This is a genomic window from Uliginosibacterium flavum (assembly GCF_040566545.1).
Taxonomy (GTDB): Bacteria; Pseudomonadota; Gammaproteobacteria; order Burkholderiales; family Rhodocyclaceae; genus Uliginosibacterium; species Uliginosibacterium flavum.
Map to the genome: position 1 here is coordinate 76,779 of NZ_JBEWZI010000009.1, position 18,935 is coordinate 95,713.

17 protein-coding genes and 2 tRNA genes are annotated in these 18,935 nt (G+C 60.4%); 7 read left to right on the forward strand and 12 right to left on the reverse strand.

What is annotated here, in order from left to right:
* The first annotated feature begins 24 nt into the window (after positions 1 to 24).
* Positions 25 to 2,622, forward strand: a complete 2,598-nt coding sequence (gene acnB / locus ABXR19_RS10095; protein ID WP_354600998.1) for a bifunctional aconitate hydratase 2/2-methylisocitrate dehydratase — start codon at positions 25 to 27, stop codon at positions 2,620 to 2,622.
* 242 nt (positions 2,623 to 2,864) lie between these two features.
* Here the strand turns inward: acnB and ABXR19_RS10100 are convergent, their stop codons facing one another.
* The 11 genes from ABXR19_RS10100 to ABXR19_RS10150 all read right to left on the reverse strand — a co-directional run bounded on the left by ABXR19_RS10100 (position 2,865) and on the right by ABXR19_RS10150 (position 12,512).
* Entirely contained in the window at positions 2,865 to 4,547 is a 1,683-nt protein-coding gene (locus tag ABXR19_RS10100) for an ABC-F family ATP-binding cassette domain-containing protein (RefSeq protein WP_354600999.1), read from the reverse strand.
* 112 nt (positions 4,548 to 4,659) lie between these two features.
* Positions 4,660 to 4,736: transfer RNA gene (locus tag ABXR19_RS10105), tRNA-Pro, on the reverse strand.
* A 66-nt stretch (positions 4,737 to 4,802) separates the two neighbouring features.
* Complete coding sequence (locus ABXR19_RS10110) at positions 4,803 to 5,177, reverse strand: MerR family transcriptional regulator (protein ID WP_354601000.1); 375 nt, start codon at positions 5,175 to 5,177, stop codon at positions 4,803 to 4,805.
* Complete coding sequence (locus ABXR19_RS10115; RefSeq protein WP_354601001.1) at positions 5,161 to 5,481, reverse strand: integration host factor subunit alpha; 321 nt, start codon at positions 5,479 to 5,481, stop codon at positions 5,161 to 5,163. Before ABXR19_RS10115 ends, ABXR19_RS10110 begins: the two co-directional genes overlap by 17 nt.
* A 1-nt stretch (position 5,482) precedes the next feature.
* Positions 5,483 to 7,858 carry a phenylalanine--tRNA ligase subunit beta gene (gene pheT, locus ABXR19_RS10120; protein ID WP_354601002.1) on the reverse strand — a complete coding sequence of 792 codons (2,376 nt, stop codon included), beginning with the start codon at positions 7,856 to 7,858 and terminating at the stop codon, positions 5,483 to 5,485.
* A 5-nt stretch (positions 7,859 to 7,863) separates the two neighbouring features.
* Entirely contained in the window at positions 7,864 to 8,898 is a 1,035-nt protein-coding gene (gene pheS, locus ABXR19_RS10125; protein WP_354601078.1) for a phenylalanine--tRNA ligase subunit alpha, read from the reverse strand.
* A gap of 104 nt (positions 8,899 to 9,002) precedes the next feature.
* The gene (gene rplT / locus ABXR19_RS10130; RefSeq protein WP_354601003.1) at positions 9,003 to 9,362 is read right to left on the reverse strand and encodes a 50S ribosomal protein L20; all 360 of its coding nucleotides are present in this window, start codon (positions 9,360 to 9,362) and stop codon (positions 9,003 to 9,005) included.
* A 15-nt stretch (positions 9,363 to 9,377) separates the two neighbouring features.
* Complete coding sequence (gene rpmI / locus ABXR19_RS10135) at positions 9,378 to 9,575, reverse strand: 50S ribosomal protein L35 (protein ID WP_354601004.1); 198 nt, start codon at positions 9,573 to 9,575, stop codon at positions 9,378 to 9,380.
* Between the two features lie 135 nt (positions 9,576 to 9,710).
* Positions 9,711 to 10,235 (reverse strand): translation initiation factor IF-3, encoded by a 525-nt coding sequence (gene infC, locus ABXR19_RS10140; protein WP_354601079.1) that lies wholly within the window; start codon positions 10,233 to 10,235, stop codon positions 9,711 to 9,713.
* A gap of 33 nt (positions 10,236 to 10,268) precedes the next feature.
* Complete coding sequence (gene thrS, locus ABXR19_RS10145) at positions 10,269 to 12,179, reverse strand: threonine--tRNA ligase (protein ID WP_354601005.1); 1,911 nt, start codon at positions 12,177 to 12,179, stop codon at positions 10,269 to 10,271.
* A gap of 257 nt (positions 12,180 to 12,436) precedes the next feature.
* Positions 12,437 to 12,512: transfer RNA gene (locus ABXR19_RS10150), tRNA-Val, on the reverse strand.
* 190 nt (positions 12,513 to 12,702) lie between these two features.
* On the opposite strand from ABXR19_RS10150, the gene ABXR19_RS10155 reads away from it, so the two are divergent.
* The gene (locus ABXR19_RS10155) at positions 12,703 to 13,143 is read left to right on the forward strand and encodes a hypothetical protein (RefSeq protein WP_354601006.1); all 441 of its coding nucleotides are present in this window, start codon (positions 12,703 to 12,705) and stop codon (positions 13,141 to 13,143) included.
* 73 nt (positions 13,144 to 13,216) lie between these two features.
* Here ABXR19_RS10155 and orn read toward each other — a convergent pair whose 3' ends face one another.
* Entirely contained in the window at positions 13,217 to 13,768 is a 552-nt protein-coding gene (orn, locus tag ABXR19_RS10160) for an oligoribonuclease (protein WP_354601007.1), read from the reverse strand.
* An 86-nt stretch (positions 13,769 to 13,854) separates the two neighbouring features.
* Here orn and ABXR19_RS10165 point away from each other — a divergent pair, with 86 nt between their 5' ends.
* From ABXR19_RS10165 to ABXR19_RS10185, 5 genes are all read left to right on the forward strand, one after another.
* A complete protein-coding gene (locus ABXR19_RS10165; RefSeq protein WP_354601008.1) occupies positions 13,855 to 15,105 on the forward strand; it encodes a M48 family metallopeptidase in 1,251 nt (416 codons plus the stop codon).
* Positions 15,102 to 16,019, forward strand: coding sequence for a ribosome small subunit-dependent GTPase A (rsgA, locus tag ABXR19_RS10170; RefSeq protein ID WP_354601009.1), 918 nt, complete (start codon positions 15,102 to 15,104; stop codon positions 16,017 to 16,019). The genes ABXR19_RS10165 and rsgA overlap by 4 nt, the downstream gene beginning before the upstream one ends.
* Before the next feature lie 366 nt (positions 16,020 to 16,385).
* On the forward strand, positions 16,386 to 17,168 hold the full coding sequence (locus ABXR19_RS10175) for a BPSS1780 family membrane protein (RefSeq protein ID WP_354601010.1): 783 nt from the start codon (positions 16,386 to 16,388) through the stop codon (positions 17,166 to 17,168).
* 48 nt (positions 17,169 to 17,216) lie between these two features.
* The gene (locus ABXR19_RS10180) at positions 17,217 to 17,903 is read left to right on the forward strand and encodes an RDD family protein (RefSeq protein ID WP_354601011.1); all 687 of its coding nucleotides are present in this window, start codon (positions 17,217 to 17,219) and stop codon (positions 17,901 to 17,903) included.
* The gene (locus ABXR19_RS10185; protein ID WP_354601012.1) at positions 17,900 to 18,886 is read left to right on the forward strand and encodes a stage II sporulation protein M; all 987 of its coding nucleotides are present in this window, start codon (positions 17,900 to 17,902) and stop codon (positions 18,884 to 18,886) included. Before ABXR19_RS10180 ends, ABXR19_RS10185 begins: the two co-directional genes overlap by 4 nt.
* Positions 18,887 to 18,935: the final 49 nt, after the last annotated feature.

An 18,935-nucleotide genomic window follows, 5' to 3' on the forward strand; every position in this document is an offset into this window, starting at 1 on the left:
TGCGCAAACCCTGGAGGACTGACCGTGCTAGTAGCCTATCGCCAACACGTTGCCGAGCGCGCCGCGCTGGGTATCCCCCCGCTGCCGCTGGATGCCAAACAGACCGGTGAGCTCGTCGAACTACTGAAAGCACCGCCGGCTGGCGAAGAAGCCTTCCTCGTCGAGCTGCTCACGCACCGCGTGCCGCCCGGCGTGGATGACGCCGCACAGGTCAAGGCCTCCTTCCTGGCTGCTGTTGCTCATGGCGACGTGATTGCTCCGCAGATTTCCAAGGCCAAGGCCACCGAACTGCTCGGCACCATGGTCGGCGGCTACAACGTCAAGCCCTTGATTGATTTGCTCGACGACGCTGCACTGGCACCGGTCGCCGCCGAAGGTCTGAAGAAGACGCTGCTGATGTTCGACTTCTTCCACGACGTCGCCGAAAAAGCCAAGGCTGGCAACGCGATTGCCCAAGGCATCATCAAGAGCTGGGCTGAAGCAGAATGGTTCACCTCGCGCCCGGAATTTCCGTCCAGCATCAAGCTGACCGTGCTCAAAGTCACCGGCGAAACCAACACCGATGACCTGTCCCCGGCGCCTGACGCCTGGAGCCGCCCGGACATCCCGCTGCACGCACTGGCGATGCTCAAGAACACCCGCACCGGCATCACCCCGGAAGAAGACGGCAAGCGTGGCCCGATCAAAATGATTCAGGATCTGGCCGCCAAGGGCAATCTGGTGGCCTACGTCGGTGATGTGGTCGGTACCGGCTCTTCACGCAAGTCCGCGACGAACTCCGTACTGTGGTGGACCGGTGAAGACATCCCCTTCGTGCCGAACAAGAAATTCGGTGGTGTCTGCCTGGGCGGCAAGATCGCTCCGATCTTCTTCAACACCCAGGAAGATGCCGGCGCGCTGGCCATCGAACTGGACGTCTCCAAGATGGACATGGGCGACGAAATCACCCTGAACGTCGATCATGCCAGCGGCAAGGTCGTCGCCACCAAGGGCGGCACAACGATCTCCGAATCGCAACTGAAGAATCTGGTCCTGCTCGACGAAGTGCGCGCTGGTGGCCGCATCAACCTGATCATCGGCCGCAGCCTTACCGCCAAGGCCCGTGAATTCCTCGGCCAGCCGGCGTCCACCCTGTTCCGCCTGCCGCAGATCCCCGCGGACACCGGCAAGGGCTACACCTTGGCGCAGAAGATGGTCGGCCGCGCCTGTGGTCTGCCGGAAGGCACGGGCATGCGCCCCGGCACTTACTGCGAACCGAAGATGACCTCGGTCGGCTCGCAGGACACCACCGGCCCGATGACCCGCGACGAGCTGAAGGATCTGGCCTGCCTCGGCTTCTCTGCCGACCTGGTGATGCAATCCTTCTGCCACACCGCCGCCTATCCGAAGCCCGTGGATGTGAAGACCCACCGCGAGCTGCCCAAGTTCATCAGCAATCGTGGCGGCATCGCCCTGCGCCCCGGCGACGGCATCATTCACAGCTGGCTCAATCGCATGCTGCTGCCCGACACCGTCGGCACCGGCGGCGACAGCCATACCCGTTTCCCGGTTGGCATCAGCTTCCCGGCCGGCTCCGGGCTGGTCGCCTTCGCGGCAGCCACTGGCGTGATGCCTCTGGACATGCCTGAGTCCATCCTGGTCCGCTTCAAAGGCCAGATGCAGCCGGGCGTTACCTTGCGCGATCTGGTGCACGCCATTCCGCTCTACGCCATCAAGAAGGGTCTGCTCACCGTCGCCAAGTCCGGCAAGGTCAACGCCTTCTCTGGCCGCATCCTCGAAATCGAAGGCCTGCCGGATCTGAAGGTCGAACAAGCTTTCGAACTCTCGGACGCTTCCGCCGAGCGCTCTGCCGCCGGCTGCACGGTACACCTCAATCGCGAGCCGATTGTCGAATACCTGAACTCCAACATCGTGCTGCTCAAGAACATGATCGCCGACGGCTATCTGGACAAGCGCACGCTGGAGCGCCGCATTCAGAAGATGGAAGAGTGGATCGCCAGCGGCGTGCTGCTGCAGCCTGACGCCAATGCCGAGTATGCGGAAATCATCGAGATTGACCTGGCCGACATCAAGGAACCTGTCGTCTGCTGCCCGAACGATCCGGACGATGCCAAGCTGCTGTCGGATGTTGCCAACACGCCTATCGACGAAGTCTTCATCGGCTCGTGCATGACCAACATCGGCCACTTCCGTGCTGCCTCCAAGCTGCTCGAAGGCCGCCGCGATCTGCCCGTCAAACTGTGGGTTGCCCCGCCGACCAAGATGGACGCCAGCGAGCTGACGAAGGAAGGGCACTACAGCGTCTTCGGCAATGCCGGTGCGCGCACCGAAATGCCGGGCTGTTCGCTGTGCATGGGCAATCAGGCACAGGTGCGTGAAGGTGCGACGGTCATGTCCACCTCGACCCGCAACTTCCCGAATCGTCTGGGCAAAAACACCAACGTGTATCTGGGCTCGGCCGAACTCGCCGCGATCTGCTCCAAACTCGGGCGCATCCCGACCGTTGCCGAGTACCACGCCGACATGGGCGTGATCAACGCGGACTCCAGCAAGATCTATCGCTACATGAATTTCAACCAGATCACTGAATACAAGGAAATCGCTGACGAAGTGAAGGCCTGATCGCTCAGCCCAGAGCAAAAAGCCCGTTCGCTGCAAAGCGGACGGGCTTTTTTACGCCTGCCTGAAGAGCCGCATGGAGCGGTCCTCTTCAGCATACCTTCTCGCTCAGGCTTACCGCGCGTGACTCTTCAAGATGCCTGCCTGCTCAGCAACGCCAGGAGCGGCTCTTCAGGCAGGAATGAAAAAGCCCGCCCGATTTCCCGTGCGGGCTTTTTTAAACTCATGGCCTTGCTCTCAGCGTTTTACGCGGCGAGCTTTTTCTGTGCCGCCGAAGCCGCCTCTCGCGCACGCTTGGCCTGATCCAGCAGATAGACCTGATAGTCATCTAGGTCACCCTCAAACGGCTCGACCGCACCATCGGCCACCAGCCAGAATTCGTCACACACCGCACGCAGGAGTGCGCGATCGTGGCTGACCAGCATCACGGTGCCTTCGAATTCGTTGAGAGCCACGCCCAGCGCTTCGCGCGTGGACAGATCCAGGTGATTGGTCGGCTCATCGAGCAGCAACAGATTCGGGCGCTGCCACACGATCATGCAGAGCACGAGGCGGGCTTTTTCGCCGCCACTCATGCTGCCGACCTGCTGATGAATCATCTCGCCGCCGAAGTTGAAGGTGCCGAGGAAATTGCGCAAGCCCTGTTCGCGGCAGTCATTGCCACTCGGGCGCATGTTGACCGGCGTTTCCTTAACGAGACGCAGCATGTGTTCCAGCGGCGTATCAATGGGGCGCAGCACGTCGAGCTCCTGCTGGGCAAAGTAGCCGATGGTCAGACCCTTGCCCTTGGTGATCTCGCCATGCGTCGGCGTCAAGGCCTCGGCGATGGTCTTGACCACCGTCGACTTACCCTGCCCGTTCGCGCCGAGGATGCCGATGCGCTGGCCCGCCAGCACCGAGCGATTGATATTTTTGACGATCACCGTCGACTCAGCCCCGGCCGGAGCATCCTCGCGCGGCGGATAGCCGAAGCTGGTATTCAGCATCGATAACATCGGATTAGGCAGATTGTTCGGTTCCTTGAACTCGAACTGGAACTCGGCGTCCGCCAGCACCGGCGCAATCTTGACCATGCGATCCAGCGCCTTGACACGGCTCTGCGCCTGCTTGGCCTTGGCGGCGGAAGCCTTGAAGCGGTCGATGAATTTCTGCAGGTGGGCAATCTTGTCGGCCTGCTTGGCCAGCGAGGCCGTCTGCAGCAACATCTGCTCGGCGCGCATGTCTTCGAACTTGCTGTAGTTGCCGCCGTAACGCACAAGCTTGGCGCTGTCGATATGCAGGGTGACATTGGTCACAGCATCGAGGAATTCGCGGTCATGGCTGATCACAACCATCGTGCCTTCGTAGCGTTTGAGCCAGGCTTCCAGCCACACCAACGCATCCAAGTCCAAGTGATTGGTCGGCTCATCCAGCAAGAGCAGATCCGACGGGCACATCAGGGCCCGCGCCAGTTGCAAACGCATGCGCCAACCGCCCGAAAAACTATTCACCGGGTTGCTCAGCTCAGCCACACTGAAACCCAGACCCAGAATCAGCGCCTGCGCGCGTGCCGGAGCATCGTGCTCGCCCGCGTCGTGCAGCGCCATATAGGCATGCGCCATGGCCATGCCATCGTCACTTGCCTCGGCCTCGGCCACCGCCTCGCGTGCCTCCAGCAGCACGGTATCGCCTTCGATCACGAAGTCGGTCGCGCTCTGATCCGTCTCCGGCATGTCCTGCGCAACCTGCGCCATCTTCCACTGTGGCGGGATGAAAAACTCACCACCATCTTCATGGATCGAACCGTTCAGCAATGCAAACAGGGAAGACTTCCCTGCCCCGTTGCGACCGACCAGCCCGACTTTTTCGCCCGGATTGATCGTGGCATTTGTGCTGTTGAGCACGATTTTTGTGCCGCGACGCAGCGTTACATTCTTGATGGTGATCATGCGGAGGGAAACAGGGTGAGTTGGAGATCAAGGATCAAACGGCACTGAGCTGCCGATGAATACTGCAAAACAAAAAGGCTACTCCGGAGAGCAGCCTTTTTATTTTTTCTGTTGGTCGGGGCGGCGGGATTCGAACTCGCGACCCCTTGCACCCCATGCAAGTGCGCTACCAGGCTGCGCCACGCCCCGACTCAGAAGCGAGATTATAGCAGAGCTCTCGATTTAAGCCAGCCAAACCAACAGGTTTTTATGAATTCAGGCCTTCAGAATCGCCAGAACGGCTTCCAGTTCATCTCGCAGCTGGGCGGCCGTTGAACGGCCACGCTCGACAATTTCTGCCGTCTCGCGCTTGAGGATCTGGTATTCCTCCAGCCGGTTGCGTGCGCCGCTGATGGTGAAGCCTTCGCTATACAGCAGCTCGCGAATCCGGCGGATCAGCAGAACTTCATGACGCTGGTAATAGCGGCGGTTGCCCGTCCGCTTGACCGGCTTGAGCTGGGTGAACTCCTGCTCCCAATAACGCAGCACATGCGGTTTGACGCCGCATAGTTCGCTCACCTCGCCAATCGTGAAATACCGTTTGGCGGGGATGGGGGGCAGAACTCCGACCTCTTCAAGCTGGTTGTCCATCACTCAGTTGTTCAACAGTCATCTTCAGTTTCTGACTTGCATGAAACGTCACCACGCGACGCGCGGTAATCGGGATTTCTTCGCCGGTCTTGGGATTACGGCCGGGGCGTTGCGGCTTGTCCCGCAGTTGGAAATTGCCAAAGCCAGAAAGTTTCACTTCTTCACCACGCTCCAAGGCATTGCGGATTTCGTCGAAGAAACCTTCGACCATATCCTTGGCTTCGCGCTTGTTCAAACCCACGCGATCAAACAGCAACTCGGCCAGCTCAGCCTTGGTCAGTGTTGCCGCAGTGCTTTTAATCATCTCAGGCACGCAAACGCCCCCCTGTTTCACGCTCGGCGGCGCTGATCAGCCCCCGCATCGCATCATCAATCTCGGCCTCTTCCAAAGTGCGTTCAGCATGCTGAAGCATCACCCGCAGTGCAATACTCTTCTGGTCGGGCTCGATACCCTTGCCCGAATAGACGTCGAATACCTCAACGCCGCGTACGATCTCGCTCGCCGCCGCACGCAACACGCCCAGCAAGGTGTCCGCCGTCACGGCATTGACCACAACCAGCGCCAGATCACGCATTACCGCAGGATGACGTGGCAATTCGGCAAAGGCGGGCACGCTTGCGGCCAGCACGCTATCGAGCGCCAGTTCGAACACCACCGGCGCCGTGACCAGACCATAGCTTTGTACCAGAGCCGGGTGCAGTTCACCCATGAAGCCTGTCACGTTTCCATCCACTTTGACCGCCGCTGATCGGCCCGGATGAAGGGCAGGATGTTTCGCGGCGACAAATTCAGCACGATTGCCCAGCAAAAGCTCAACATCGCGCTTCACGTCATAAAAGTCGACACGGCGCGAAGCTTGGCCCCACTGCTCCGGCTCCGCCGTACCCCAGGCCAGACCAGCAACACGCATTGGCTGCGAATAACCCGCCACTGGCGCGCCTGCAGCATCCTTGGCGAAGCAACGCCCCGTCTCGAACAGACGGACACGACTCGCACGCCGACGCAAATTGCTGCTCAAGGCGCCGACCAGCCCGCCCAGCAGCGTCGAGCGCATCACGCTCATCTGGCTGGCGATGGGATTGGCGAGTTTGACCGGATCCGCATTGCCGGCGAAATCGCGCTCCCAAGCCTCTTCCACAAAGGCGTAACTGATAATTTCCTGATAATCCAGATCCGCCAGTTGGCGACGCAGACGATGCACCGGACGCGCAGCTTCGGTACTGGACTGCATCGTAGCCGGACCCTTGGGCGGTAGCGGCTGGATATTGTCGTAGCCATACACGCGGGCGACTTCTTCGATCAGATCCTCTTCAATCGCAATATCGAAACGATAGCTCGGGGGCGTCACCTCAAGAGCCGCGCCAGCATTGGCTGTGCGCATACCCAGTCTGGAGAGCGAGGCCAGCATTGCCTCATCAGACACCTCGAAACCCAGCACCTTGCGGGCACGCGCCGGGCGGAAACTTACGGCTGCGCGTTGCGGCAGATGCGCCGCCGCCACAGCCTCGACCACCGGCCCGACGGCACCGCCACACAGCTCGATAATCAACTGAGACGCACGTACCATCGCGCGCTGGGCGAGTTCGAAATCCACTCCGCGCTCGTAGCGATGCGAGGCATCCGACGAAAAGCCAAGAATGCGCGCACGGCCTGCAATCGCGTCCGGCTGGAAGTATGCGGATTCGAGGAAGATGGCTTGCGTATCGTCCGTCACGCCACTTTCGGCGCCACCCATCACGCCCGCCAAGGCGAGTGCGCGGGTTTCGTCAGCAATCAGCAGCATGTCCGCTGCCGGCGTGATTTCCTGGCCATTCAGCAGCGTGATTTTTTCACCCACAAGCGGCCAGCGCACGTGAATCGCACCCTGCAGCTTGTCGTTATCGAAGGCATGCAGCGGCTGACCGAGTTCGAGCATCACATAATTGGTGACATCCACCACAGCACTGATAGAACGTACGCCACAACGCTCCAGACGGCTCTTCATCCAGTCCGGCGTGGCCGCCTTCACATTCACGCCCGTGATCACGCGACCGCAATAACGCGGACAGGCTTCCGGCGCGTCCAGCACTACGGAGCGCTGCTCGATGTGCGCCACGGCGACATCCATTGGCGCGGTGAAAGTCGCTGGCGTCCCGGTCAGGGCCGCCAGCTCACGCGCCACGCCAGCCAGACTCAAACAGTCCGCACGGTTCGGCGTGAGCTTGATGGTGATTTTCTTGTCGTCCAGCGACAGGTAGTCGCGCAGATTGGCGCCCACCGGCGCGTCATCCGGCAACACCTGCAGGCCGTCATGCGCCTGCGTCATACCCAGTTCATTGGCCGAGCACATCATGCCAAAGGACTCGATACCGCGCAGCTTGGCCGGCTTGATGTCAAAGCCAGGCAGGCTGGCACCGACCATCGCACACGGCGCTTTCATGCCGACCACCACATTCGGCGCGCCGCACACGATCTGCAGCAACTCGCCCTGCCCCACATCCACGCTGCACACGCGCAGCTTGTCGGCATTCGGGTGCTTCTCGAAGCTCACGATCTGCGCCACAACCACGCCAGTAAACGGCGGGGCAATCGCTTCAACCTCTTCAACTTCAAGCCCAGCCATGGTCAGCAGGTGGCACAACTCCTCGGAGTTAAGCGGGGGATTACACAGGGCGCGTAGCCATTGTTCGGAAAACTGCATCTCGATCAGTCCTGAAATTGGGCGAGAAAGCGCAAATCATTCTCGAAGAACAGGCGCAGGTCATTCACGCCATAACGCAACATGGTCAAACGATCCAGACCCATGCCGAAAGCAAAACCGGTATAGCGCTGCGCATCAATGCCGCCATTTTTCAACACAGCCGGATGCACCATGCCGCAGCCGGCGATCTCCAGCCAGCGCCCCTTGTTCGGTCCGCTCATGAAAGCAAAATCAATCTCGGCGGAGGGCTCTGTAAACGGAAAGAAGGACGGACGGAAGCGCACCTGCAGCTCATCGGTTTCAAAGAACTGCTGGAGGAAGTCGATGATCACGCCCTTGAGGCCGGCAAAACTGATGTCTTCGCCCACCCACAGGCCTTCGACCTGATGGAACATCGGCGAGTGCGTCGCATCGGAGTCCACACGATAAACGCGACCCGGCGCAATCAAGCGCAGCTCGGGCATCACTTCGGCTTTGGCATATCTGGCGGCGTGCGCCAGCATGCTGCGGATCTGCACCGGGCTGGTGTGGGTGCGCAGCAACACATCTTTCGCCCCTTCCAGATAGAAGGTATCGTGCATCGAACGCGCCGGATGATTCGCAGGCGTGTTCAGCGCGGTAAAGTTGTACCAGTCTTCCTCGATTTCGGGGCCGTCGGCCACTTCAAACCCGATGGAACGAAACAAGGTTTCGACGCGCTCCTGCGTGCGCATCACAGGATGCAGACCACCACGGCCGATACCACGACCTGGCAAAGTCACGTCCAAGGCTTCGGCCGCAAGCTGGATTTCCAGCTGGGCAGAACGCAGCGCGTCGCGACGGGATTCAAGAGCGGCTTCGATAGCCGTCTTGCAGCGATTGATTTCGGCGCCAGCACTCTTGCGAGCCTCCGGATCAAGCTTGCCGAGGCCCTTGAGCAATTCGGTCAGGCTGCCACTCTTACCCAGAAAGCGGGCCTTGGCCTGCTCCAGCGCGTTCATATCAGCGGCGGCGGCAAACGCGGCGGCGGCTTCATTGAGCAATTGATCGAGGTTTTCCACGTCAACTTCACATTCGAATTTGATTTCGCGTGCCACCAGAAGGCACGCTGACGATAGAGCAAAAAAAAGGAGGCCTGCGCCTCCTTTTCAACCTGCAGCGCTGCTTACAGTCCGAGTTGTGCTTTGGCCAGATTGGCCAGAGCCGCAAATGCGGGCTTGTCAAACACAGCCAGATCAGACAGCACCTTACGGTCGACTTCAATCGAGGCTTTTTTCAGGCCATTCATGAAGCGGCTGTAAGTCAGGCCCAGTTCGCGAGCGGCCGCATTGATACGGGCGATCCACAGAACACGGAACTGACGCTTTTTCTGACGGCGGTCACGATAGGCATATTGACCAGCCTTCATTACCGCTTGCTTGGCAATGCGGTATACGTTCTTGCGACGGCCGCGGTAACCCTTGGCTTTGTCGAGTACTTTTTTGTGGCGGGCGCGAGCCGTTACACCACGTTTAACGCGAGGCATTTATTATCTCCTGAATCAAGCGTAGGGCATCATCGCGTGAACGCGTGCCGTATCAGTGTCATGAACACTGGTCATACCACGAAGGTGACGTTTCGCCTTGGTGGTCTTCTTGGTCAGGATGTGGCGCTTGAACGCTTGACCGCGTTTAACGCTGCCACCCGCGCGAACCTTGAAGCGCTTTTTAGCGCCGCTCTTGGTTTTCATCTTTGGCATTTAAAACTCCAACTATTGGATAGGGAACCCGGTGACTCCTGACGGAGTGCTTTAACTACCAAGGCACCACTTGTTTTACAGCAGGTCAAACCAAGGCTGCTGCGCCCCCGCGGACATCTTTCAATGCCCGCAAAATCAGGTCTTCTTCTTCGGCGCAATCACCATCACCAGCTGACGCCCTTCCAGCTTGGGAAACTGTTCAACCACAATCAGCTCGCCCAGATCGGCCTTGATACGTTCCAGCTGACGAATACCGAATTCCTGGTGGGCCATTTCACGGCCACGATAGCGCAGGGTCACTTTGACCTTGTCGCCCTCTTCCAGGAAGCGCGTCATGTTGCGCATCTTGATCTGGTAATCGTTTTCATCCGTACCCGGGCGAAGCTTGACTTCCTTCACCTGGATCTGCTTCTGCTTCTGCTTGGCTTCGTGTGCCCGCTTCTGCTCTTGGTACTTGAACTTGCCGTAGTCCATCAAACGACAAACGGGCGGTTTGGCCTGCGGTGCGATCTCGACCAGATCAACACCCGCTTCTTCGGCCATGGCCAGCGCCTCAACCGTTGGAACAATACCTAATTGTTCGCCGTCTTCCCCTGCCAGCCGCACCTCTGGGACACTGATTTCCCGATTGAGGCGGTGTGCGTTCTTTTCCTGAGCGATGGTGAAATCTCCAAAAAAACAATAAAACCGAGACTAGGCTTGGCGGCTTTTCAGCTCACCCTGCCAACGCTCGACCAATTCAGTTATGGGCATTTGCCCCAGATCCTGACCGCCACGGAGTCTTACCGCGACCATGCCAGCGTCTTTTTCTTTCTCGCCGACAACCAACAGGTAGGGCAGCTTTTGCAAGCTATGTTCGCGGATTTTATAGTTAATCTTCTCATTCCGCAAATCTGCTTCAACCCGAAAGCCCTGCGCCCGCAGCTTTTCAGCCAGATCCGCACAGTATTCGGCCTGTGCGCCCGTGATATTCAGGATCACGGCTTGCGTCGGCGCCAGCCACAGCGGGAAAGCACCGCCATGGTTCTCGATCAGGATGCCGAGGAAACGCTCCAGCGAACCTAGGATCGCGCGATGCAACATCACTGGGCGTTTGCGCGAGTTGTCTTCGGCCACGTACTCGGCGTCGAGACGCTCGGGCAGCACGAAGTCCAGCTGGATCGTGCCGCACTGCCAGGAACGGCCGAGCGCATCCTTGATGTGATATTCGACCTTGGGTCCGTAGAAGGCGCCCTCACCCGGCAGCTCTTCCCATTCCTTGCCTGAAGCCTTGAGCGCCGCGCGCAGGCCGTCCTCTGCCTTGGTCCAGATTTCATCGGAGCCGGCGCGCTTGTCCGGACGCAAGGCCAGCTTTACCTCAACGTTGTGAAAACCGAAGTCCTGATACACGCTCATCAGCAACGCATCGAAAGCCATGGCTTCGGACTCGATCTGATCTTCGGTCGCAAAGATGTGTGCATCGTCCTGCACGAAACCACGCACGCGCATCAGGCCATGCAGCGCACCAGACGGCTCATTGCGATGGCAGGAACCGAACTCGGCCAGACGCAGCGGCAGATCACGGTAGGAGCGCAGGCCGTGATTGAAGATCTGCACGTGACCCGGGCAGTTCATCGGCTTCACCGCGTAGTCACGCTTCTCGGACTCGGTGGTGAACATGTTGTCGCGGTAGTTTTCCCAGTGGCCGGACTTCTCCCACAGGGTGCGATCCATCACCATCGGCGTGCGCACTTCCTGATAGCCAGAGGCGTTCAGGCGCTCGCGCATGTATTGCTCGACCTGCTGCCACAGCGTCCAGCCCTTCGGATGCCAGAACACCATGCCCGGCGCTTCGTCCTGCAGATGAAACAGGTTCAGCTGTTTGCCGAGACGACGGTGATCGCGCTTCTCAGCCTCTTCCAGCATGTGCAGATAGGCCTCAAGCTCTTCCTTCTTGGCCCAAGCGGTGCCGTAGATGCGCTGCAACTGCGCGTTCTTGGCATCACCGCGCCAGTAGGCACCAGCCACTTTCATCAGCTTGAAGAACTTGAGTTTGCCGGTCGAGGGTACGTGCGGGCCGCGACACAGATCGATGAAATCGCCTTCGCGATACAAAGAAATCGTCTGGCCGGACGGAATCGCTTCGATCAGCTCGGCCTTGTACTTCTCGCCCAGACCGAGGAAGAACTTGACAGCCTCGTCGCGCTCCATTTCCTCGCGACTGATGGCGACATCCTTCTTGGCCAGCTCGCCCATGCGCTTTTCGATGGTTTCGAGATCTTCCGGTGTAAAAGGGCGCGAATACGCGAAGTCATAGTAGAAGCCGTTCTCGATCACCGGGCCGATAGTGACCTGCGCTTCGGGAAACAGATCTTTCACCGCGTAAGCCAGCAGGTGGGCCGTGGAGTGGCGAATAACTTCCAGCCCGTCCGCGTCCTTTTCGGTCACGATCGCCAGACTCGCGTCCGCGCTCATCACATGCGAGGTATCAACCAGCTGACCATCGACCTTGCCGGCCAGCGCAGCCTTGGCCAGACCTGCACCAATCGAGGCGGCGACTTGGGCGACGGAAACCGGAGCCTCAAAGCTGCGGACGGAACCATCGGGGAGCGTGATATTCGGCATTGCGGTGGCCTCAATCGGGAACGTAAAAAATGGGCGAAAAAAAAGTGCGGGCTAAGCCGCACTTTTTTCAATCAACAACAGATCGAAGGCGACTCCGAAACGCTTACCGAGCAAATGTCGTGCTGTGCGTTCGGAACATTTTCGATTCCTTGTTGCTGAAATATTCGTTGCAAGGCGCGACAAAACTGTCGCAAACACTTGAGTCAATTGTCTTTTACTGAAAACCAGCCAGTTTCATCGCCTGATTTTCAAAATTCTGGTACAGAGTATTGGGCTCGAACCAACGACCTTCCCCATGTCAAGGGGATGCTCTACCAACTGAGCTAACTCTGCAAAATCTCGTTCTAAATCAACGAGGAGCCGAACTATAGAGGATTTTAAAACGCAGTGCAAGCCCAGACTTCAGGATGTTTCGCACAAAATCTTCTCTGACACAGCCCAAAAATGTCCGAACGTCGGAAGCCCTTCTGCAAAACCAACGCTCGGCCTACACTGCAAAACGCTATCCATTCAGGAACTTGCCATGAAAACCCTGCTCCGGCTCACTACCCTCATCGCCGTCGGCGCCATGCTCGCAGCCTGTGCCACCACCAATTATTACCCGCACGAGAGTCGCGACAACAGCTACAGCGGCAAGGGCGGCTCGCGCTTCACCACGGAAGGCATGGACGTCTGGTTCATTGGCGAGCCGGATCGCAAGTACGCAATCCTCGGCTACATCGAGGATTCGTTCAATTCCGCCGTGGATGAGCGCCATCAAAGCATTTCAGCCGGCGTCCTGAAAAAAGCCCGCGAAATCGGCGCCGACGCCCTGATTGAAGTCGTCACCTCATCACAGACCGGCAGCAGCATCTCTACGGGTGGCATGTTCGGCAGCCGCCACAGCGGCATGGGAATCGGCTTCGGTTTTCCGCTCAGCGAACAGCGCAGTGCGCGCTACACAGCAGTCAAATACCTGAACTGAGGCGAGCTGAAGAACCGCACCCGGCGGCCCTCTCCAGGCAGGCCTGTTGCGCAGGCAAGCCGGGCGAGGATCTTCAGGCAGGCAGCTTCAGGAAATGCTCGCGGTAATACGCCAGCTCGGCAACGGATTCACGGATATCGGCCAGCGCCGTGTGCGCCTCGCTCTTCTTCACACCGGCCAATACCGGCGGATTCCAGCGCCGCGCCAGTTCCTTGAGGGTGCTGACGTCGATATTGCGGTAGTGGAAGTAGGCTTCCAGCGTCGGCATGTAGCGCGCCATGAAGCGGCGATCCTGGCCAATCGTGTTGCCACACATCGGCGTCGTGCGCTTGGGCACGTATTGCGCCATCCACTCCAGATAGATCGCTTCGGCCGCAGCTTCATCGGTCGTCGAGGCACGCACGCGCTCGATCAGGCCGGACTTGCCGTGGGTGTTCTTGTTCCAGTCGTCCATCGCGTCCAGCACGGCCTCGCTCTGATGCACCACGATCACGGGACTTTCGGCGACAACATTCAGATTCACGTCGGTCACGATCATGGCGATTTCGATGATGCGGTCGCGATCAGGCTCGAGCCCGGTCATTTCCATATCCAGCCAGACGAGGTTGTTTTGATCCTGTGCCATATAATCTTTCCGGTCTGCATTGAGTGGCCTGCATTTTCGCACGCACCCGGCAGAACGCCACTACCCGAAAGACTTCTGCCCCGCCTATGAATTCCCAGACTTTGAGCATCGCCTTCGTATTTTTCCTCGTGCTGAGTACCGTCATCCGCCTGTGGCTAAGCATCCGCCAGGCTGCCCATGTGCGCACGCACCGGGGCGCCGTGCCGGCCGAGTTCGCGGCCAGCATCGATCTGGCCGCGCACCAGAAGGCTGCGGATTACACAGTAGCCAAATCGCGCTACGGACGGATCGATCTGGCGCTGGGCATCGTCTGGTTGCTGCTGCTGACCTTCGGCGGCGGCCTGCAAGTGCTGCATGAACAGCTCGGCCGCGTACTCGACCCGACCAGCCTGTGGCACGGCATCGCCCTGTTTGGCGCACTGGGCGTGCTGGGTTTTCTCTGGGAGCTGCCGGGCTCGCTGTATGTCACCTTCGTGCTGGAAGAAAAATTCGGTTTCAACAAGACCACCGCCGCGACTTTCATCACCGATCTCGTCAAGAGCACTACGCTGTCCGTGCTGATCGGCGCACCTTTGTTGTGGGTAGTGCTGTGGCTGATGCGCAGCATGGGTAGCGACTGGTGGCTGTGGACCTGGGGCGTACTGATCGCCTTCAACCTCGCCGCGATGGTGATTTATCCCATTTTCATTGCACCTCTGTTCAATAAGTTCGAGCCGCTCAAGGACGAGGCACTGGCTGCACGCATCAACGCACTGCTCACGCGCTGCGGCTTCAAGTCCAAGGGTCTGTTCGTGATGGATGGTTCCAAGCGCAGCGCCCACGGCAACGCCTATTTCACCGGTTTCGGCGCGGCCAAGCGCATCGTCTTTTTCGACACTTTGCTCGCCACCCTGACGCCCGAAGAAGTCGAGGCCGTGCTGGCCCACGAACTCGGCCACTTCAAGCATCGCCACATCTGGCAGCGCGTGGCGCTGTTCGCCGTGCTGTCGCTGGCCCTTTTCGCGGTGCTCGGCTGGCTCAGCCAGCAGGCCGCTTTCTACAACGGTCTGGGCGTGCAGGCGCAATCCGAAGCGCTGGCGCTGATCCTGTTCTCGCTGGCGCTGCCGCTGGTGACCTTTCCGCTCACGCCGCTGATGAGCTTCTGGTCGCGCAAACATGAATTCGAGGCCGACGCCTATGCGGTGGCGAACGCCCAAGCCAGCGATCTGGTCACGGCGCTAGCCAAGCTGTATCGCGACAACGCCAGCACCCTGACACCCGATCCGCTGCACTCGCTGTTCTACGATTCGCACCCGCCAGCGGCCATCCGCATCGGCCGCTTGCAAGGCAAGGCATGAGCAAGGACAACGTCGTCAGCACCATCGCCCAGGGCACCGTGATCGCGGCCTTTGGCCGTCAATATGCCGTGCGGCTCGACACAGGCGGCGAAGCCCTGTGCTACCCGCGCGCCAAGCGCAGCGAGATCGCCTGCGGAGATCGCGTCGAGATGGCGCTGAATGCGCCGGATCAAGGTGTGATCGACAAGATCCTGCCGCGTGCCAGCCTGTTCTACCGCGCCGATCAATGGAAGGAAAAACTCATCGCGGCCAACGTCACGCAGATTGTCGTCGTCGTCGCCACCGAGCCGGGTTTTTCCGACGAGCTGATCACACGCTGCATGGTCGCCGCCGATGCGCAGGATATCGCCGCGCTGATTGTCCTCAACAAGAGCGACATCCCCGCCTCGCTGGAAGCCTGCCGCGCCCAGCTCAAGGCCTTCGTCGCGGCGGGCCATGCGGTGCTGGAAATGAGCGCGATGGGCGATGTCGAGCCACTGCGTGAGCGCCTGCGCGATCACACCAGCCTCTTCGTCGGCCAGTCCGGCATGGGCAAATCCACGCTGACCAACGCGCTGATTCCCGATGCCGATGCGCGCACGCGCGAGATTTCCGAAGTCCTCGATTCGGGCAAGCACACCACCACCCACGCCCGTCTCTACGCTCTGCCCGGCGGCGGCCAGCTGATCGACAGCCCCGGCCTGCAAAGCTTCGGCCTCGCCCATCTGACGAAAAACGAGATCGAATGCGGCTTCCCGGAAATCCGTCCGCTGCTCGGCACCTGCCGCTTCCGCGACTGCAATCATCTCAAGGAGCCGGACTGCGCCCTGCGCGGCGCCCGCGATTCCGGTGAATTCGATGCGCGCCGCTACACCGCGCTGATGCAGTTGCTCGACGAGCACGAAGTGGCGCGCAAGCACCGGCTGGAGCATTAGCCACGCGTCACCGTAGGGCGCAATCGAAGCAAAGCGAAGCAAAGCGGAGCGCATTGCGCCGAAGCATGCACACAACGCCGCCTCAGCACCCATGAACGCCTTGCCTGCGGCGCAATGCGCTACGCTTCGATTGCGCCCTACAACATCCGCCGCACACCTGCCCGAAGAGCCGTATCCAGCGGCCCTGCGCAGGCAGGCATACTGCAGAACCAAGCCCCGCGCGGCTCTTCAGCCAGCCCACCCTGCTGCACAAATACCACAAGCCGAGCGCCACGCCATGACATCCGGCAGACGGCGCTTGCGCCCGGCATGCGCCTGCGGCATTCTGCCGGACACTTCAACGCATCAGACCCGCGAGCCGCCAGCATGAGCGAACACGACACCAATCCCTACGCCCCGCCCATCGCCATCCTCAGTGACGAGGAGCAATACGCGAACGAAGGCAGTTTCATCCCCGGCGGGCGCAAAGTGCCGGCCGGCAACGCCTCGGCCTGGATCGGCAGCGCCTGGGAAATGTTCAAGCAATCGCCCGGCACCTGGATCGGTCTGTTCCTGGTTTTCATGCTGATTTACATGGTGTGCGCCATCATCCCGCTGGTGAACATGGTCACCGTCGTCCTCATGCCCTTGTTGATGGGCGGCGTAATGATTGCCTGTGAGCGTCAGCGCGAATCCGGCGAACTGGCCCTCGGCGACCTGTTTGGCGGTTTTCAGGAGCACCTTGGCCCCTTGTGCATTCAAGGGCTATTGACCATGGCCTTTTCGATGGCGGTATTCATTCCGATCGCCATCATTGGCGGGATCGGCGTCGCCATTTTTGCAGCGACAGGAACCGGCTTCGGCGCGGCGGCAATTGTCGGGATTGTCCTGCTGGTGCTGCTCGCCCTGGTAGCCATGCTCATGCTTTATGCCGCGATGTGGTTTGCCCCGGCGCTGATCGTGTTGCAGGGCCTGACGCCTTTCGAGGCGATGAAAGCCAGCTTCGCCGGCTGCATGAAAAATCTCGTTCCCGGCCTGATCTTTTTCATCCTCAGCTTTCTGCTCATGATCCTTGGCAGCATCCCCTTGTTCCTCGGCTTGCTCGTCGTCTTCCCCCTTCTCTACGCCTCGATCTACACCGCCTACCGCGACATCTTCATCGAAGAATAATCCCAGCCTGCTCAGCGGCGGCGCCTGCGGGCGCTGTCGCGACCACTCATGCTTGATACCCTGCGCTCCGTCACCACGCCCGAACTGATCGAGGTGCAACTGCGCCCGGCCGGTCTGCTGCCGCGCGCGCTGGCCTGGTTCATCGACGCCGCAATCCGCTTCGGCATCATCGCCACCTTGTCCGGAGCGCTGGCCGGGCTGGGCAACTTCGGCGGCGGCATCCTGCTGATCCTGATGTTCCTGCTTGAGTGGTTCTACCCGGTGCTCTTCGAAGTGCTGAATCAGGGCGCCACGCCGGGCAAGCGCTCGATGGGCCTGGCCGTCGTCAATGACAACGGCACGCCGGTTGGCTGGGGCGCGTCCTTCACGCGCAATCTGCTGCGCACCGCCGACTTCCTGCCCTTCGCGTATGGCTGCGGCATCGTGTCGATGCTCTGCCATCGCGAATTCCGCCGCCTCGGCGATATCGTTGCCGGCACGCTGGTGATCTATCGCGAGAAACAACAAGCCCTGCCAGCGCTGGCCGACGAAGCGCCCATCGTGCCGGCTGCGCCGCTGGATCGCGCCACCCAGCGCGCGCTGGTGGCCTTCGCCGAACGCGCCGAAAGCCTGACCCCGGCGCGTCAGGAAGAGCTGGCCGATCTCGTGCCCTTTCTGGCCCAGGCCGACGCCGGGCCGCAGGGCGCGCAACGCCTGCTGGGCCTGGCCAATCATCTGGTCGGACGACGCCGATGAAACAGGAATTTTTCGAACGTCAGCACGCGGCCGACTGGGAAGCTTTCGAGCAATGGTTCGCGCACGCCCGGCTGCGTCGCACGAAACAGAACGCCTTGAAGCAGCCGCCCTTCCCTGCCCATGAACTGCCACAGCGATACCGTCAGCTGTGCCAGCATCTGGCGCTGGCGCGCGACCGTGACTACAGCCTGTCACTGGTCGAACAGCTGCACCAGCTGGTTCAGCAAGGGCATGACACGCTCTACGGCGCGCAGGGCAATTTCGGCCAGCGCGCCTGGCGCTATGCCAGCGGCGGCTTTGCCGTGGATGTGCGGGCCATGCGCTGGTGGGTGCTGGCGGCGGCCCTGCTGCTGTTCGGCCCGCATCTGGCGATGATGCTGGCAGTGCACCTGCAGCCGGATCTGGCCTATCTGATCATGAGCCCGCTGGAGGTGGCGCGCATGGAGCAGATGTACAGCACCGACACGGAAACGCTGGGTCGGGTAGCGCGCGAAGCCTCGACCGACTTCCAGATGTTCGGCTTCTATATCTTCAACAACGTCAGCATCGCCTTCCGCTGCTTCGCCGGCGGCATCACGGCCGGGCTGCTGACCATCTTCGCCCTGGTAAGCAACGGCCTCTCCTTCGGCGTCGTCGAGATGCGCCTGATCCAGGCCGGGCTCGGCGAAAACTTCCACTCCTTCGTCATCGGCCACGCCGGCTTCGAGCTGGGCGCCATCATCCTCTCCGGAGCGGCCGGTCTACGCCTCGGTTTCGCGGTGATCGCTCCCGGCCAGCGCACGCGCGGCGCAGCGCTGCGCGAAACCGCCCGCGCGCTGATCGGCATGATCTGCGGCCTGGCCGTGATGCTGGTGATCGCGGCGTTGATCGAAGGTTTCTGGTCGCCACTGAAGCTGGGCCTGCCGATCAAGCTGAGCGTGGGCAGCGTGCTGAGTCTGCTGCCGCTGGCTTACTTCGTGTTCGCGGGGAGGGATCGCACATGAATATCCAGCCCCAAACCGGTAGTTTTTCGACGGAACCGATGCCTGTCTG

Coding starts and splice junctions, on each gene's coding strand:
- rpmI (WP_354601004.1), bottom strand. CDS start 9,575: ATGCCAAAGATGAAAACCAAGAGCGGCGCTAAAAAGCGCTTCAAGGTT.
- ABXR19_RS10100 (WP_354600999.1), bottom strand. CDS start 4,547: ATGATCACCATCAAGAATGTAACGCTGCGTCGCGGCACAAAAATCGTG.
- rsgA (WP_354601009.1), top strand. CDS start 15,102: ATGAGCAAGGACAACGTCGTCAGCACCATCGCCCAGGGCACCGTGATC.
- ABXR19_RS10185 (WP_354601012.1), top strand. CDS start 17,900: ATGAAACAGGAATTTTTCGAACGTCAGCACGCGGCCGACTGGGAAGCT.
- ABXR19_RS10165 (WP_354601008.1), top strand. CDS start 13,855: ATGAATTCCCAGACTTTGAGCATCGCCTTCGTATTTTTCCTCGTGCTG.
- ABXR19_RS10175 (WP_354601010.1), top strand. CDS start 16,386: ATGAGCGAACACGACACCAATCCCTACGCCCCGCCCATCGCCATCCTC.
- ABXR19_RS10115 (WP_354601001.1), bottom strand. CDS start 5,481: ATGATTAAAAGCACTGCGGCAACACTGACCAAGGCTGAGCTGGCCGAG.
- thrS (WP_354601005.1), bottom strand. CDS start 12,179: ATGCCGAATATCACGCTCCCCGATGGTTCCGTCCGCAGCTTTGAGGCT.
- orn (WP_354601007.1), bottom strand. CDS start 13,768: ATGGCACAGGATCAAAACAACCTCGTCTGGCTGGATATGGAAATGACC.
- ABXR19_RS10155 (WP_354601006.1), top strand. CDS start 12,703: ATGAAAACCCTGCTCCGGCTCACTACCCTCATCGCCGTCGGCGCCATG.
- pheT (WP_354601002.1), bottom strand. CDS start 7,858: ATGCAGTTTTCCGAACAATGGCTACGCGCCCTGTGTAATCCCCCGCTT.
- rplT (WP_354601003.1), bottom strand. CDS start 9,362: ATGCCTCGCGTTAAACGTGGTGTAACGGCTCGCGCCCGCCACAAAAAA.
- ABXR19_RS10110 (WP_354601000.1), bottom strand. CDS start 5,177: ATGGACAACCAGCTTGAAGAGGTCGGAGTTCTGCCCCCCATCCCCGCC.
- ABXR19_RS10180 (WP_354601011.1), top strand. CDS start 17,217: ATGCTTGATACCCTGCGCTCCGTCACCACGCCCGAACTGATCGAGGTG.